The sequence below is a fragment of the Paenibacillus sp. PAMC21692 genome (assembly GCF_014303795.1).
In the GTDB taxonomy this organism is placed as follows: Bacteria; Bacillota; Bacilli; order Paenibacillales; family Paenibacillaceae; genus Pristimantibacillus; species Pristimantibacillus agaridevorans.
This window is the reverse complement of record NZ_CP060293.1, coordinates 318,941-332,488: the sequence shown is the minus strand read 5'-3', so window position 1 is coordinate 332,488 and position 13,548 is coordinate 318,941. Positions and strand designations below refer to the sequence as shown.

The 13,548-nt window shown below is 55.0% G+C and carries 14 protein-coding genes; 6 read left to right on the top strand and 8 right to left on the bottom strand.

Going from position 1 to position 13,548, the window contains the following annotated elements:
- The first annotated feature begins 321 nt into the window (after positions 1-321).
- Together H7F31_RS01400 and H7F31_RS01395 are read left to right on the top strand one after the other, a co-directional pair.
- A complete protein-coding gene (locus tag H7F31_RS01400; protein ID WP_187105163.1) occupies positions 322-1,236 on the top strand; it encodes an N-acetylglucosamine kinase in 915 nt (304 codons plus the stop codon).
- 355 nt (positions 1,237-1,591) lie between these two features.
- Complete coding sequence (locus tag H7F31_RS01395) at positions 1,592-2,779, top strand: anhydro-N-acetylmuramic acid kinase (RefSeq protein ID WP_261800268.1); 1,188 nt, start codon at positions 1,592-1,594, stop codon at positions 2,777-2,779.
- Between the two features lie 181 nt (positions 2,780-2,960).
- Here the strand turns inward: H7F31_RS01395 and H7F31_RS01390 are convergent, their stop codons facing one another.
- The 5 genes from H7F31_RS01390 to H7F31_RS01370 form a co-directional block, all read right to left on the bottom strand.
- A complete protein-coding gene (locus H7F31_RS01390; RefSeq protein ID WP_187102683.1) occupies positions 2,961-3,155 on the bottom strand; it encodes a hypothetical protein in 195 nt (64 codons plus the stop codon).
- 17 nt (positions 3,156-3,172) lie between these two features.
- Positions 3,173-3,631, bottom strand: coding sequence for a hypothetical protein (locus H7F31_RS01385; protein WP_187102682.1), 459 nt, complete (start codon positions 3,629-3,631; stop codon positions 3,173-3,175).
- Positions 3,632-3,637: 6 nt separating this feature from the next.
- Positions 3,638-4,087 carry a hypothetical protein gene (locus tag H7F31_RS01380; RefSeq protein WP_187102681.1) on the bottom strand — a complete coding sequence of 150 codons (450 nt, stop codon included), beginning with the start codon at positions 4,085-4,087 and terminating at the stop codon, positions 3,638-3,640.
- 100 nt (positions 4,088-4,187) lie between these two features.
- Entirely contained in the window at positions 4,188-5,042 is an 855-nt protein-coding gene (locus tag H7F31_RS01375; RefSeq protein WP_187102680.1) for a lipase family protein, read from the bottom strand.
- A 308-nt stretch (positions 5,043-5,350) separates the two neighbouring features.
- Positions 5,351-5,929, bottom strand: a complete 579-nt coding sequence (locus H7F31_RS01370) for a beta-class carbonic anhydrase (RefSeq protein ID WP_087572175.1) — start codon at positions 5,927-5,929, stop codon at positions 5,351-5,353.
- Positions 5,930-6,202: 273 nt separating this feature from the next.
- Here H7F31_RS01370 and H7F31_RS01365 point away from each other — a divergent pair, with 273 nt between their 5' ends.
- The 4 genes from H7F31_RS01365 (at position 6,203) to H7F31_RS01350 (ending at position 8,597) form a co-directional block, all read left to right on the top strand.
- Positions 6,203-6,631 carry an SRPBCC family protein gene (locus H7F31_RS01365; protein WP_187102679.1) on the top strand — a complete coding sequence of 143 codons (429 nt, stop codon included), beginning with the start codon at positions 6,203-6,205 and terminating at the stop codon, positions 6,629-6,631.
- Between the two features lie 5 nt (positions 6,632-6,636).
- Positions 6,637-7,026 (top strand): ArsR/SmtB family transcription factor, encoded by a 390-nt coding sequence (locus H7F31_RS01360; RefSeq protein WP_187102678.1) that lies wholly within the window; start codon positions 6,637-6,639, stop codon positions 7,024-7,026.
- A gap of 900 nt (positions 7,027-7,926) precedes the next feature.
- Positions 7,927-8,265, top strand: a complete 339-nt coding sequence (locus H7F31_RS01355) for a VOC family protein (RefSeq protein WP_187102677.1) — start codon at positions 7,927-7,929, stop codon at positions 8,263-8,265.
- A 95-nt stretch (positions 8,266-8,360) separates the two neighbouring features.
- On the top strand, positions 8,361-8,597 hold the full coding sequence (locus tag H7F31_RS01350) for a small acid-soluble spore protein H (RefSeq protein ID WP_187102676.1): 237 nt from the start codon (positions 8,361-8,363) through the stop codon (positions 8,595-8,597).
- A gap of 172 nt (positions 8,598-8,769) precedes the next feature.
- Here the strand turns inward: H7F31_RS01350 and H7F31_RS01345 are convergent, their stop codons facing one another.
- From H7F31_RS01345 to H7F31_RS01330, 3 genes are all read right to left on the bottom strand, one after another.
- Entirely contained in the window at positions 8,770-9,663 is an 894-nt protein-coding gene (locus tag H7F31_RS01345; RefSeq protein WP_187105161.1) for a 1,4-dihydroxy-6-naphtoate synthase, read from the bottom strand.
- Positions 9,664-10,356: 693 nt separating this feature from the next.
- Positions 10,357-11,196 (bottom strand): futalosine hydrolase, encoded by an 840-nt coding sequence (locus H7F31_RS01335; RefSeq protein WP_187102674.1) that lies wholly within the window; start codon positions 11,194-11,196, stop codon positions 10,357-10,359.
- Positions 11,197-11,216: 20 nt separating this feature from the next.
- Positions 11,217-13,526, bottom strand: coding sequence for an ATP-binding protein (locus tag H7F31_RS01330; RefSeq protein ID WP_187102673.1), 2,310 nt, complete (start codon positions 13,524-13,526; stop codon positions 11,217-11,219).
- Positions 13,527-13,548: the final 22 nt, after the last annotated feature.

The following is a 13,548-nucleotide window of genomic DNA, read 5'->3' as shown; positions in this document are numbered from 1 at the left end:
TGCAAAACGGGCGGCGTGCTGGCGGATGGGGGCGGAAATGTAACGGACATTCTCGACCCTTAGCCGCCTGTTTTTTGTTAGCCGCGATTGTAACGGACATACGCGACTCTTAGAAGCTTAAAAGGGGAGAAATGCCCTTGATTCGAAGCTGTAAGAGTCGCTGATGTCCGTTAAAATCTCAATTTGTTCGATTTCGCGCTCTAAGGGTCGCTGGTGTCCGTTATAATTTCGGCAGCCAGGCGTGGCTATCGTACGGGGTAAACGAGATCGCTGTCAGGCGTTTCTTCTCATAATAGATTGGATAAGCGGAGGTTGACGAGCATGCGTTATGTGGCGGGACTGGATGGCGGCGGTACCAAGACGGCCGTAACGGTGGCGGAGGAGAGTGGACGTGTTGTGCACAGGTTCTCCGCGGGTCCGCTGAACTTGAACGGCCAGGACGAAGCCAGCGTGAAGGCGACTTTGCATGAGATTGCTGCGAATGTCGGACATGTCTGCGAGGGAGGTCTCGGAGCCTGTGTCGCGATGGCTGTAGGAGCAGCCGGCATCAGCAACCCTACCGTAAGCGGGCGATTGACGGAAGGCTTAAGAGAGGGGGGCTTCGCAGGCAGACTGGTGCTGGTGGGCGACCATGAGACGGCGCTGTGGGGCGCCCACGAAGGACCCCACGGGATGATTCTGATCGCGGGAACCGGCTCCATCGCGTACGGCCGCAACGCGGACGGAACCGTGCATCGCGCCGGCGGCTTCGGCCATCTGATCGACGACGAAGGCAGCGGCTACAGTATCGGCCGCGATCTGCTATCCGCCGTCGTAAGAGCCTCGGATGGCCGCGAAGCTCCGACCGTCGTGACGGAGCTGGTCTACGCGCGGCTCGGCCTGTCGACGGTGCAGGAGCTCGTCGGCTTCGTCTACGCCAAGGAGCGCAACAAAGCCGACATCGCCGCGCTCGCACCGCTGTTGTCCGCCGCTTGCGAGGCGGGCGACGCATCCGCTCTGCGCATCGCGGAGCGGAACGCGCTGGCGCTCGTCGACACGGCGTCTGCCGTCGCGGAAGCGCTTGGCCTCGCCGAGAGCGGCGAACTTGCGCTGCTCGGCAGCGTGCTGCTGCAGAGCAGCCAGGTGCGCGCAGCGTTCGAGGCGGGCATGGCGGCGCGTCACCCGCGGCTGCGATGTATCGATGCGCGGCGCGACGCGGCGCATGGCGCCATGCTGCTCGCGCTTTCGGAGCTATGAGGCGCATCTGCTGTGCGCGAGTAGCAGCCGCCGCATAAGCGAGTTGCATAAACCAGGCAAGATGTCAGCATCGCCGGGGCAAACTTGCCTAAAAAATCCGCTTAAGCAAGTCGGGATGTCGGTCACACCGACAAACTGGATAAACTCGCCTAAAAAGTCGCGGAAACAAGGCAGAATGTCGTTCATGCCAGCAAACTGGACAAATTCGCCTGCAAAGTCGCAATTACAAGGCATAATGTCGTTCACACCGGCAAACTGGGCAAGCTCGCCTAAAAAGTTGCAGAAACAAGGCAAAATGTCGGCGCCACCGACAAATTCGCCTGACAACCGAGTGTGCGGAAGGAGTGGATTGGGTTTGTTTCAGTGGAAGCAAGAGAAGTCGTACGTCTACGCAGTGGGATTGATGTCCGGTACGTCGCTGGATGGCGTGGATGCCGCTGTCGTTCGGATTGAAGGCTGCGGCTTGGAGTCGAAGGTCGAGCTGGTGCATTACTATAGCCGTCCTTATGATGATGCGCTAAGGGGGCGTCTAAAGGAGCTATGCGATCCTGTGTCATCGGATGTGGCGAAGATCGCAGGCATGAACGTTTACATCGCCGAACGGTTCGCCGAGGCGGCGATCGAAGCCGTGCGAGAAGCAGGACTTCGGATGAGCGATATCGCTTTCGTCAGCTCGCACGGTCAGACGATCTGGCATATGCCGGAGACGTCGCCGACCGATCCGTACCTGACTCGTTCGACGCTGCAGATCGGCGATCTGTCCGTCATCGCCAAGCGGACGGGATGCCTGACGGTCGGGGATTACCGTCCGGCCGATATGGCCGTTGGCGGACAAGGAGCTCCTCTTGTGCCCTATGGCGACTTGATCCTGTTCCGCCATCCGTCCAAGGGGAGACTGCTCCAGAACATCGGCGGCATCGGCAACTGCACGGCTATTCCGGCGGGTGCAGGAGTAGATGACTTGTTCGCGTTCGATACCGGACCTGGCAACATGATTATGGATCAGGTGGTCTTTACGTTGACCGACGGTCAAATGAGTTATGACTCCGAGGGCGCCTGGGCTGCTCAGGGCCAAACTGATGAGGAGCTGCTTGAGTGGATGCTGTCGAATCCTTACTTTGCCTTGCAGCCACCCAAGTCGACAGGACGCGAGTTGTTCGGGGCCAGCTATACAGCCGAGTTCATCAAGATGGCAAAGGCGCGCGAGCTGGAGGCGGCTGACATGGTTGCGACCGCGACGGCTTTTACGGCGCGATCCATCGCGAATGCGTGCCACGATTTTGTCATGCCCCGCTGCCGTCTGGACGAAGTCATCGTAAGCGGCGGCGGAGCCCATAATCGCACATTGCTGAGACAGCTTGCGGAGCTGCTGCCAGAGCAGGCGATTCTGACTTCCGGCGAGCTGGGCTTAGCCGACGATGCGAAAGAAGCCGTTATTTTCGCCTTGCTAGGTAACGACTTTCTGAGAGGAATCAGCAACAATGTGACGGCAGCCACGGGAGCCTCCCGACCGACAGTCATGGGCAAGTTGGCTTTGCCATAACGGAGCAAGATTAGGGAAGCATGACAAGAAGATTCCCCTTGTCTTGTCGTCGCACGGAGAGAGGAGAGCGGATGAAATAGGCCGCTGCAACCAAGCTTTCCTTCTCCCTGCGGCCATCAGTCGGAAAGCAAAGCGCCAGCCTTGCCTTCGGGTGGATCGGCCACTCCTGTCGTTAGCTTCGTTACTCCCCTGCCATCAGGATCGAACCGCTGAGCGTCCACATTATGAGAGCGAAGAAAATACCGGAAGAGAAAACGTACCTGTCAATAGTCGCGTCTTTCTTTATCGCGCGAAGCAGCCCGGCAAAGCTTACGATAAAACCAAATGCATAAATTGGCATAAACAATGTACCTGAAAAACCGATAAATGCCTCCAATTCATCATCGCTCCCTCTTATGAAAATACAACCGCAAACCCCACGACGGCAAGCGCCGGCATCGCCACCATCACAATGATCGCCAGTCTGCGCCAAGACTTCCTCTCCGCTATTCGAAGCAGCATGTCCACCCCAAAGTACAGCAGCGCCGTAACGGCAAAAATCGCTACCACCCATACCGCGAGCGGGTCCAACTGCGTAAGCCAACCGAACAAGGCGCCAAAAAACGTATGGCTAATTGCCGACAGCCCTATTCTTGCTGCGCGATGAGGTACCCATTTGTCCGTTACATATTCTAGCGCAAGCGACACGATTGTACCGTACATCAATACGACAGGGTACGCGACGAACGATACGACCCCAAGCGTGGAGATGAACTGGTCGGGGGTTCCATTGTTAATTGCTGTTGCAAAGAACAGCACGCACGCGCTCCCTGCCGCAAACGAGCTGATCAGCTTTCGGAGAAGCATATACACGCGACATCACCTCGTCTTTTGTTTGGAGTGCGCACCTCGCATGGCCGATATGATTGCAAGGACTACGACCGCAGCCGCTCCCATCCACACATAAGCCGAAGTCCAAGGTCCCGCCCCCGCATAGCGGCCATCATAAACAGCGGCAATGTAGTCGCCCTCCGGCGTCTGAACGGCAATAGTGTCTCTCGTATCCTCGCCGATTATGGCATAGTAAGCCGTGCCCTTAGGCATCGTATTGGAGAAATTGCCTCGATACGTATCCTCGCGGTCAGAGTAATGAGTCACTTTGCCTATCTTTTTGCCAATCCGATCCTCCGTGACCTTTGCATCCGTTACCGTATAACTGCCTCCGTCATACACGACGAATCTCGAATTCCAATCAGCGAATACGTTGGAAGACGAGCCGCAGCATACCAGCACGAAAGCCAACAAAAATACCGAAGTCCATTTCTTCATTAGCTTCGTCTCCCGTTTCCGTTCTATCCAATCCGTTCAAAAGAATAGACGCATGTAACAAGGGATAAGTTGTTCCCAATTGTACACGGATACCCATCGTCTACTGAGGATTCAAGCTGCGATACATCTTCGCCAGCGATTGGCAGATTCTCTCCTGAATAACTTTCGAACGGAAATATCCGCCATGGGAGCCAAGCGGCGTCCAGGCCATGAGCCCTGGATTGCAAACCTCGACATCTTCGACGACGGCATTATCGTATTCCGGGCTTAACGGCTTGAGCGGATAGGCAATCATATCGTCCTTATCATAAAAGTTGACCCATTCGCCTACGTGCTTCAGCCTGAACTTGGCGGCAGGGACGGAGACGGGCTTGCCGAAATCGTCGTAGCGAAGCGTCCACAACGCCAGCGGGCTTCCCATCGTAAAGAGATGGGAGAGGGTCTCGCCTTTGACGAGCGGAGAATTGCCATGCGCAATGATGGATTGAATGCGGGGAGGCAGCTTGCGGTTCTGCAAATCGTAGAGATAATTGCTGGCTACGACTGTTCCCAGACTGTGGCCGATGAGACAAAGGGGAGCGGACGCCCCCGCCCGTTCGGCAAGACATTGCAGCTTGCGAGCGACGCGTTCGTGGATGTCGGTGTAAATATATTCATGAGGAAGCGGATTGTCGGCTCGGGGAATAGGCTGGTAAGCGATCGCATCCCCGGCGAAGCTGACCATGAACCCGCGGGCATCGATCCAATCGTCCCAGCGCAGCTTATAAGGTGCAAGCTTGCAGAGGAGCTTCTCCTCCAGTCTCTCTGTAATATCTCCCCAGTAGATGCCTTCCGTCACAAGCTCGACATCGGGGCAGATCAGAGATAGACGCTTGTTCAGCGCGGCAGCCAGCTCTTCGTGGAAATCCGGCTTAGGCCTGCCTATGCCGTGTATGAACCCAACCGCGATTCTCATCCCCATCCCCCTCGTCATAAGCAGAACCGTTATCGTTCAACATATGCGGGGGATGGGCGAATGCTCCCGTTCTGAATTGTCCTAAGGCGAGAAAACCTCTATCGAAGCCTTTCGAAGATGAGCCACCTTCAGCTTTGCAAAGCAAAGCCGCTTCGGAAGCATGAGGCTGAGGTAGGTATTATCGCCAACAGGAGTGATCCTCTTTTAGCAAAAAAAAAGTCCGCCAAATGGCGAACCGGTGGTTAAATAGGACGGGCAACTGTCAACGTTCGCCTGTCGTTATGCAGATGTGAGAAAAGGCGGCGGGTTTACAATTGAGGAGTTTCTTCCCTGTAATCTTCCACGATGACTTCCAGCTCGCCCGTCTCGGGATGGATCACAAATCCGTGAACAGGAATGGCTTTCGGGAACAGCGGGTGATTGCGGATCATACGCACGCTGTGCATGACGCCTTCCTCCGCGCTGCTGAAGCCCCTGAGGAAACGTTCCATGCGGATGCCGGCATTTTCCAGCGTCTGTACGGCCAGCGGATCGATGCCATGCTCGCTGAACTTGGCAATCATGCCTTTAGCATCCAGATTGGTCATACCGCAGCCGTGATGGCCGATCACGAGCACTTCTCTTGCGCCAAGCTCGTAGACGGCTACCAGAATGCTGCGCATGGCGCTTCCGAACGGCTGCGTCAAAATGGCGCCGGCGTTCTTGATGAATTTGGCATCGCCGTTGCGAAGGTTCAGCGCTTTGGGCAGCAGCTCAAAAAGACGTGTATCCATACAGGTGAGAATGGCAATTTTTTTCTCCGGGAACTTATCGGTTAAGTAGGCCTCGTATTGTTTCTCCTCGACGAATTGCTTATTAAACTCCATAAGCTGAGGTACGATAGACATGGAGCATCTCCTCGATTCTGTAGATATTTAGGCATGATGTTAGAATAGGCTGTCTTTTATTATTCATATCGTAAGCGCATACGTCAATCGCCAATTGTAAACGGCTTGAGATGAATGAGCGAATTTGCCCGTGCTTGCGGGGTTTGGAAAGTTCTGTTTATAGGGCATGCTTGACATGAAACCTTTGGGTGTCATATAATTCGAATGTGAAACCTTAAGGTTTCCTATTGGACGAAATGATGAAGCATTACAATACGAAAGGCAGGAATGTTCATGGACAATAATGGATCTTTAACGAAACTGGAAGACGTCGTTCAGCAGGTTTTTATTGCGGCGCCGCCAGCCAAGGTGTGGGAAGCTGTAGCGACCTCGGAGGGGATTGCGGCTTGGTTTATGCCGAATGATTTCCAGGCGGAGCTGGGACATGTCTTCCATCTGGAGGCGGGTCCTTTCGGGAAATCGCGCTGCGAGGTGATCGAGCTGGATCCTCCTAATCGGCTTGCGTTTACGTGGGACAAGGACTGGACGGTGACGTTCCAGCTGGAGGAGACGGCAGGCGGCACGAACTTCACGCTGACGCATGGCGGCTGGGACGAGAATACGGCAACATCCTTCGGCGAGAAACATGCTGTCGTCCGTGAACGCATGGCTGGCGGCTGGGTCGGCATCGTTAAGAAGCTGGCCGAGTACGCAGGACAATAGATCACATGGGGGCGCCGCAGCCTAAGGCTGATATATTCCAGGCCATTGCCGATCCTACCAGGCGGGAGCTGTTGCATCTGCTGAGCGCGGAAGAGATGCCCGTAGGAGCGATAAGCGGCCACTTTCCTATTAGCAGGACGGCCGTGTCGAAACATCTAAAGGTGCTGTCCGATGCCGGACTGGTGCAAGACCGGAAGGTGGGCCGCGAGACGCGTTATCGGCTTAACGCGGAGCCGTTGTCGGAGCTGAAGCGATGGCTGTCTTACTTCGACCGTTATTGGGAGAACAAGCTGTCCGTGCTGAAGCATTACGTGGAATCGGGAGAAGAGAGCATTGCCGCGGGACCGAAATCCGTCGCGGTTGGTGACACCGACAAAAGCGAATCAGGCTTTTAGCAGCCGTGCAGGAAGCTTTTTACCTTTGCAGGGCAAAAAAACACCGTGCATTCGAAGGGGATTCCCCGAGGATGCGCGGTTTTTTCATCGTTTAGGAAATTATGCGACATACCAGGCTGTGGATAATGAACTTGCAGTTGTAGGCGTTAAAAACGCCGATAGACCTGAAAGTAACTCTGATTAGCGTCCATAGGCGTTAGTAACGCCTATGGCTCCAAAAAGTAGGGGAACGAGCAGCTGTAGGCGTTAAAAACGCCGATGGACCGAAAAGTAACTCTGATTAGCAGCTATAGGCCGTTGGTAACGCCTATGGCTCCAAAAAGTAAGCGAACGAGCAACTATAGGCGTTAAAAACACCGATGGACCGAAAAGTAACTCTGATTAGCAGCTATAGGCGTTGGTAACGCCTAAGGCTCCAAAAAGTAAGCGAACGAGCAGCTGTAGGCTTTAAAAACGCTGATGGACCGAAAAGTAACTCTGATTAGCGTCCACAGGCTTAAGTAACGCCTATGGCTCCCAAAAGTAGCCGAACGAGCAGCCATAGGCGTTGAAAACGCCGATGGACCGAAAAGTAACTCTGATTAGCAGCTATAGGTGTTGGTAACGCCTATGGCTCCAAAAAGTACAAGTTTTGCAACCACTGTGCTTTACCGTACTCTGCATCCCTGCTCGTCTTGCCTTTAGTAGCCTGCGCTCCCATTATTGCGTTGATTTCAGCGGTTGGGAGAAAGCGTAAAGCTCCTTCATGGTAGTGAGCGGACCGGTCGTGAAGTAAGAATCCTTAGAGATATGTGACGGGTTTCTGTGGCTCTTTCAATAAGTTGCGATGAAAAGCTTCCCACTTGCATCAATGTGATAGGCTTATCATGAAAAGGGTGCGAATAGAAGGGAGAGTGGCTTATGAAACTGAATCATGTTAACCTCACAGTTACCGACGTAGCGGCCGCAAGGGATTTTCTGCAGAAGTACTTTGGTTTAAAAGACGGGGGAGGGCGCGGGAATTCGTTTGCGGCTCTATTCGATGACGGCGGATTAGTGCTCACGTTGATGAGAGGGACGCAAGTCAGCTATCCTGGCACATTCCATATTGGATTCATACAGGAGAACGAGGAGAAAGTGAACGAGATCAATCAACGATTGAAAAGCGACGGCTTCGACGTCGAGCCTCCCCAAAGATCGCATGGCTGGACGTTCTATGTAGATGCTCCAGGAGGATTTACTGTAGAGGTTCTTGCTTGACAAGAATGCCGGATCGCAAGAGGGCTGGTTGTCGACGTATAGAAATTTCCCTCCAAGCAAACAATCTAATGATTAAGCAGAGGAGGGAATATCAGGTGAATATTCAACGAGCCCAGGAAATCGCGGACTCTCCCATAATGGAACATGTGGTGTACAACGGCGTTCGCATTTACATCCAGCATGTGGATGAGCAAAACGAGACGGCCAGAATCTATCCGCTCGATCGGCCGGAGCAAGAAATGGAAGTTCCCGTACGAACTCTCAGCGAACCTGATTCTCAAGTAGCCATGGAGATCGAGGAAATCGCGTGCAGGGTTCAAAGCGAGGGTTAATCGGCACTTTCGATATCCGCGGGCACGGAAAGGACCGTCAGGCGGTTTGAGCCTGACGGTCTTTGTGCAAATATAGGGAAGTATAAGATTTCGCTATACTTCCTTTACATTTCATGGAATGCAACTTGCTGATCTGCTAAAGGACGGCGACAGCCGTTAGGTCACGAATAGGCTATCTTCTTAGCAAACCGAGATCGAATTCCGGCACAAGGCCTTGCTTCGCGGCCCTTCCCAGCAGCGACTCGATAGCGGAAAAACCTGCCTCGCCGAGATCGCGGCTGAATTCGTTGACATAAAGCTCGATATGCGATTGCGCAACCTGGGGGGAGAGCTCCTGCGCATGGGCCATTACATAGTCGCGCGAAGCGTCCGGGCGGCTCCAGGCATAATCGAGCGAGGCGCGAATCCAATCGCCGATTGCATCGGCATCCAGATCGCGGCGGGCGATGATGGCGCCGAGCGGAATCGGAAGTCCCGTGTCGTACTCCCACCAGCTGCCGAGATCGACCAGCATGGACAGGCCGTAGTCGCCATAGGTAAAGCGGGCTTCGTGAATCACTAGCCCGGCATCGACGCGACCTTCGCGCACTGCGGGCATAATCTCGTGGAAGGGCATGACGACGATCTCTCCTACGCCACCGGGCACTTGCTGATCGGCCCATAACCGAAACAGCATATAGGCGGTGGAACGATCGCTCGGCACGGCGACTGTTTTTCCGGCGAGGCTGTCCCCGCGGAAGGCGACCGCGTCTAGCGGGCTTGCATCAGTGGCTGTTTGGTCGCCCTCGGCGGAGCCCGCAATCGGCTCTCTCGTCAGAACAAGCGGACCGCAACCTCGTCCCAAGGCACCGCCGCAAGGGATCAGCCGATAATGCTCCAGCACCCACGGGAGGGCGGCGTAGGAGATTTTCATCACTTCGGGCCCTTCGCGCCGCGCGGCCAGGTGATTGGTAATGTCGATATCCGCATAAGTAACGTTGAGTTCCGGCGCACCGGGTACGAGGCCATGCGCCCATGCATGAAAGATAAAAGTGTCGTTCGGACAAGGAGAATATGCGATATTCATGTTAGTTTTGCAAGCTCCTCTCAAGCTGGAAATATGGCCCCTGCGCGCTAAGCGCCGAGGCTTCTTGCTCTATTGGATGGAAGACGATGACGGTCACGCATCTCGTCGTTTCGCGATAATGAAGCAACACACCAGACTGCGGAACATAGGCTGCAGTGGCAGCCCGTAATCTGGCGGGATGCCTACCAGGCATCAGCGACTTTGGGTGCGATTTATCCAATCTAACGGACATCGGCGACTCGGCCAATCTAACGGACATCAACACTCAGTGTGTGCGATTCAGCCAATCTAACGGACATCAGCGACTCTATATTGGCGATTCGGCCAATTATAGAAACGTAACGGACATGAGCGACGTTATTGGGCCCCACAATGTCGAAATGTGATGGGAAACGTGCCAATAAGGTCGCCTATGTCCGTTAGAATTTGAAATCGGCCAATATTCGGCGAATAGCGTCTCTCATGTCCGTTAGCGCCAACCGCCAGCCGCAGGACGGTTGGTTGCCTGCCTCGGGCGCCCGTTAGCGCCAGCCGCAGGACGGTTGGTTGCCTGCCTCAGGCGCCCGTTAGCGCCAGCCACCAGCAGCAGGGCGGCTGGTTCTCCTTGCCTCAGGCTGCCGTTAGCGCCAGCCGCAAGGCGGTTGCCTTGCCTCAGGCGGCAAACACAACCCTCGCCAATGCCGGCGGGCTCGATTATACCCCTTGGCCGCCGCTCTCCGCCGCGGCCTTGTCCAATCTGCGCCAAGCGGATGCAATGGCGCCAAAAGCATGCTCCAACGCGCGAAGAGCATCGCCGATCCGCCAAGCCTCCCGGTCGCGCGGTCCGACGGCGTTGGAGATGGCGCGGAGCTCTGCGCATGCGACGCCGAAGCTCTCTGCGGCGACCGCGACGCCGTAGCCTTCCATACCTTCGGCGGCAGCGCCCGGTACGAGCCGCCCGCGCAACTGAGCCGTCTCGGCCCGGCCCGTCGCCAGAGAGACGGACAGAATCGGGGCCAGCGCCGCTTCCAGCCCAGCGTCCTGGAGCGCAGCTGCGATTCTGGCGCTCCATTCGGCGGAGACGAGCCCGCGGGACGTGCCGAAACCAAGCTCGTCGAGCGTGAGCTGGCCTTCCGCCGTCTCGGCGCCGAGATCCGCTGCGACGATGGCATCGGCGACGACCAGCGACCCGATGGCGGCTGCGCCTGGGAAACCGCCGCCGATGCCTGTGCTGATGACGAGGTCGTAATTGCCGCGCGCGAGTGCCTTAGCCGTGCCGGCTGCGGCGTAGGCAGGTCCGACGCCAGCGGCGATGACCTCGAAGCGAACGGCTGTGCCGCCGTCTATTTCGTCCTTAACAGAGGCCTGTCTTTCGTGTCTCTCATCAGTCGCTATAATATCTCCATCTCTTGGCGAGGCTCCGCAACTTGAGGAGAGACCGCGCAGCACGGCATCGCGTTCGGCGTCGACTGCGGTTACGATGAGCACGTTAAGCGTTCGCTTTACGTTCGCCGGAGAAGAAGCTTTATTACATGTTAGGTGATAGGAATCCATCTATCTCATTCCTCCTGCTCTTACGCGTCTTCGGGCGCCGCTGTCGCATCGGTATCCAGGGGCGGGGCTGCGGGCAGCCGCACCTCGACGCAAGTTCCTTCTCCAAGCGTGCTGCAGAAGGAGAGGCTGCCTTTGTGATTGTCGATGATCTGCTGGCATACCATAAGGCCCAGTCCGTAGCCCTGGCTCTTGCTCGTAAAGAACGGCTCGCACAGTCGCGGCAAATCCTCTTCGGAGATGCCGTAGCCTTGGTCGATGACTTGAATGACGACCTCATCCGTATCCACCAGGGCAACACGTATATCGAGCTTGCCGCCGCCGCCCGGCATCGCCTCGATGCCATTTTTGATGAGGTTGATCATGACTTGTTTGATCTGGCTGCCCACAACGAAAACATCCGGTATATTCTCCTCAGCCTCATAAGATAGCATGACCCCGTTCAACCGCGCCTCCGACTCCATAATCATCACGATGTCTCTGATGATGGGGACAATCTCGACCCGCGCATATTGGTTGGCTTGCGGCTTGGCGAGCACCAGGAATTCGCTGACGATCATATTGATGTCGTCCAGCTCGGACAACATGAGGTCCAGATGCGTTTCCGACAAGGTGCCGGTCTGCTTGTGCAGTTGCACGAATCCGCGCAGCGTAGTAAGCGGGTTGCGAACCTCGTGGGCTACGCCGGCCGCGAGTTGTCCGATGATTGACAGCTTCTCGGAGCGCCTCAGCATTTCTTCCGCTTGCTTGCGTGACGTAATATTACGTGAGATCGTGGCGATGGCGACGATCTGCTCCTCCTCGTCGCGGATGGCGGATACCGTCATGCTGACATCGATCCGCTCACCTGACTTGGTAAGGTGGACGGTCTCGTAATCCGTTACGGAATCGCCGTATAGCACCTTGTTCATGATGGCGAGCTTTTCGCTTGCATATTCATCGGGAAGATTAGGAGTTGGATGACCAAGCACCTCGTCCATCTTCCAACCGTACATCCTTTCGAAGGCATTGTTGACCTGAATAATGTTATAGTCCAGGTCGACGACATGAATGGCGTCCGACGTATTATTGACGAACGACTCCAGATACTGCTTCGTGCTCTGCAGCTCGTTTGCCGTATCCTTGAGCTGGGTCGTATATTTCAGCAGGTTGGTGCCCATGGAATTGACCCTCGCGGCCAGCAGGCCGATCTCGTCCTTGTTGCGGATCGAGATGGGGTCGCTGAAGTTGCCTATCGACATGGCGTTTACCTTGGACATAATCTCATGCAGAGAACGCAGCATATATCCCGCGATGACATAACTCGCTCCCATCGCCAGAAGCACGAGGCCGAGAGATATGAGCGAGTGGACAAGCAATTGTTGGCGCAAGGGCTTCATGAGCTCTTCTTCGTCGAATGCGACCCCAATGACATAAGGAGAACCCGTTACGATAGGGATGAAGCTTCGGATCACCTTTTTGCCGTTCGCCTCGAACTTGTCGAAGACCATCTCGTTCTTTTTGAGCGCGGTCTGAATGTGCACGGCGTCTTCGTCCGGATGGCTGTAGGTATATTCGCCGAACATAATATCCCTGACATCCAGATTGTAGACGGGAATATCCTTTTTCATTTTAATGATTTTTTTCTTTCCGAAAAAGTCGGGGTTGAATCCCGTGATCTCAAGCAAGCTATTTTGGAACGTAACCAGCTGTTTCACCAGAGTATTTGTACCGTCCACGAGATTGAACTTCGTTGTCTGCTGCGCGTTGACGATTGTATTAATCATGTAATTGGTGGAGCCGTCGTAATAATACCCCCACTTGTTAATCTCGTTAGGATTGGACACGGCGTAGTTGATCGGTCCGGAGTAGAAGTGCTCCATCGCCAGTCCTTCCTTTACGGTGACGGGCTTTAAGTCCATTAGTTGATGGAATGCGGTATTCCAGTAATCCCATGAGCTTGAATTGAGATTCAATTCTTCCTTATTGGAGGATCGAACGGATACGATCTCATCGTCGATTCGTTGCCATAACGTAATGTCATGCAGTCCGAGCTCTTTGCTCAGGTTGATTAAGTCTTCATTGCTAATATTGCGGATATCGGGATCCAGACGCCCCTTTGCGGCTAGAGCCGCGAACCGAAGCTGCTCGGCCAGCTCGATGTCGATCTGGACGCGAACATTCTCGAAAGAATCGACCGATACGACGAGCTGTTCCGCGATGCTGCGCATCTGGCTCTCCAGTGCAACCTCTTGCGCCAGCTTCGACGTGTAATAAGAAAACCCGATATTCAGGATCAAAATGATCGCCACGATACCGGAGATCGATAAGGATAACTTGGCTTTTATGGACACGGAGGTTCCCCCTGCTATCTAA

Excerpts from the sequence above, each read along its gene's own strand:
- H7F31_RS01400 (WP_187105163.1), top strand. The coding sequence starts at position 322 with ATGCGTTATGTGGCGGGACTGGATGGCGGCGGTACCAAGACGGCCGTA.
- H7F31_RS01380 (WP_187102681.1), bottom strand. The coding sequence starts at position 4,087 with ATGAAGAAATGGACTTCGGTATTTTTGTTGGCTTTCGTGCTGGTATGC.
- H7F31_RS01335 (WP_187102674.1), bottom strand. The coding sequence starts at position 11,196 with ATGGATTCCTATCACCTAACATGTAATAAAGCTTCTTCTCCGGCGAAC.
- H7F31_RS01365 (WP_187102679.1), top strand. The coding sequence starts at position 6,203 with ATGGACAATAATGGATCTTTAACGAAACTGGAAGACGTCGTTCAGCAG.
- H7F31_RS01360 (WP_187102678.1), top strand. The coding sequence starts at position 6,637 with ATGGGGGCGCCGCAGCCTAAGGCTGATATATTCCAGGCCATTGCCGAT.
- H7F31_RS01375 (WP_187102680.1), bottom strand. The coding sequence starts at position 5,042 with ATGAGAATCGCGGTTGGGTTCATACACGGCATAGGCAGGCCTAAGCCG.
- H7F31_RS01345 (WP_187105161.1), bottom strand. The coding sequence starts at position 9,663 with ATGAATATCGCATATTCTCCTTGTCCGAACGACACTTTTATCTTTCAT.
- H7F31_RS01355 (WP_187102677.1), top strand. The coding sequence starts at position 7,927 with ATGAAACTGAATCATGTTAACCTCACAGTTACCGACGTAGCGGCCGCA.
- H7F31_RS01370 (WP_087572175.1), bottom strand. The coding sequence starts at position 5,929 with ATGTCTATCGTACCTCAGCTTATGGAGTTTAATAAGCAATTCGTCGAG.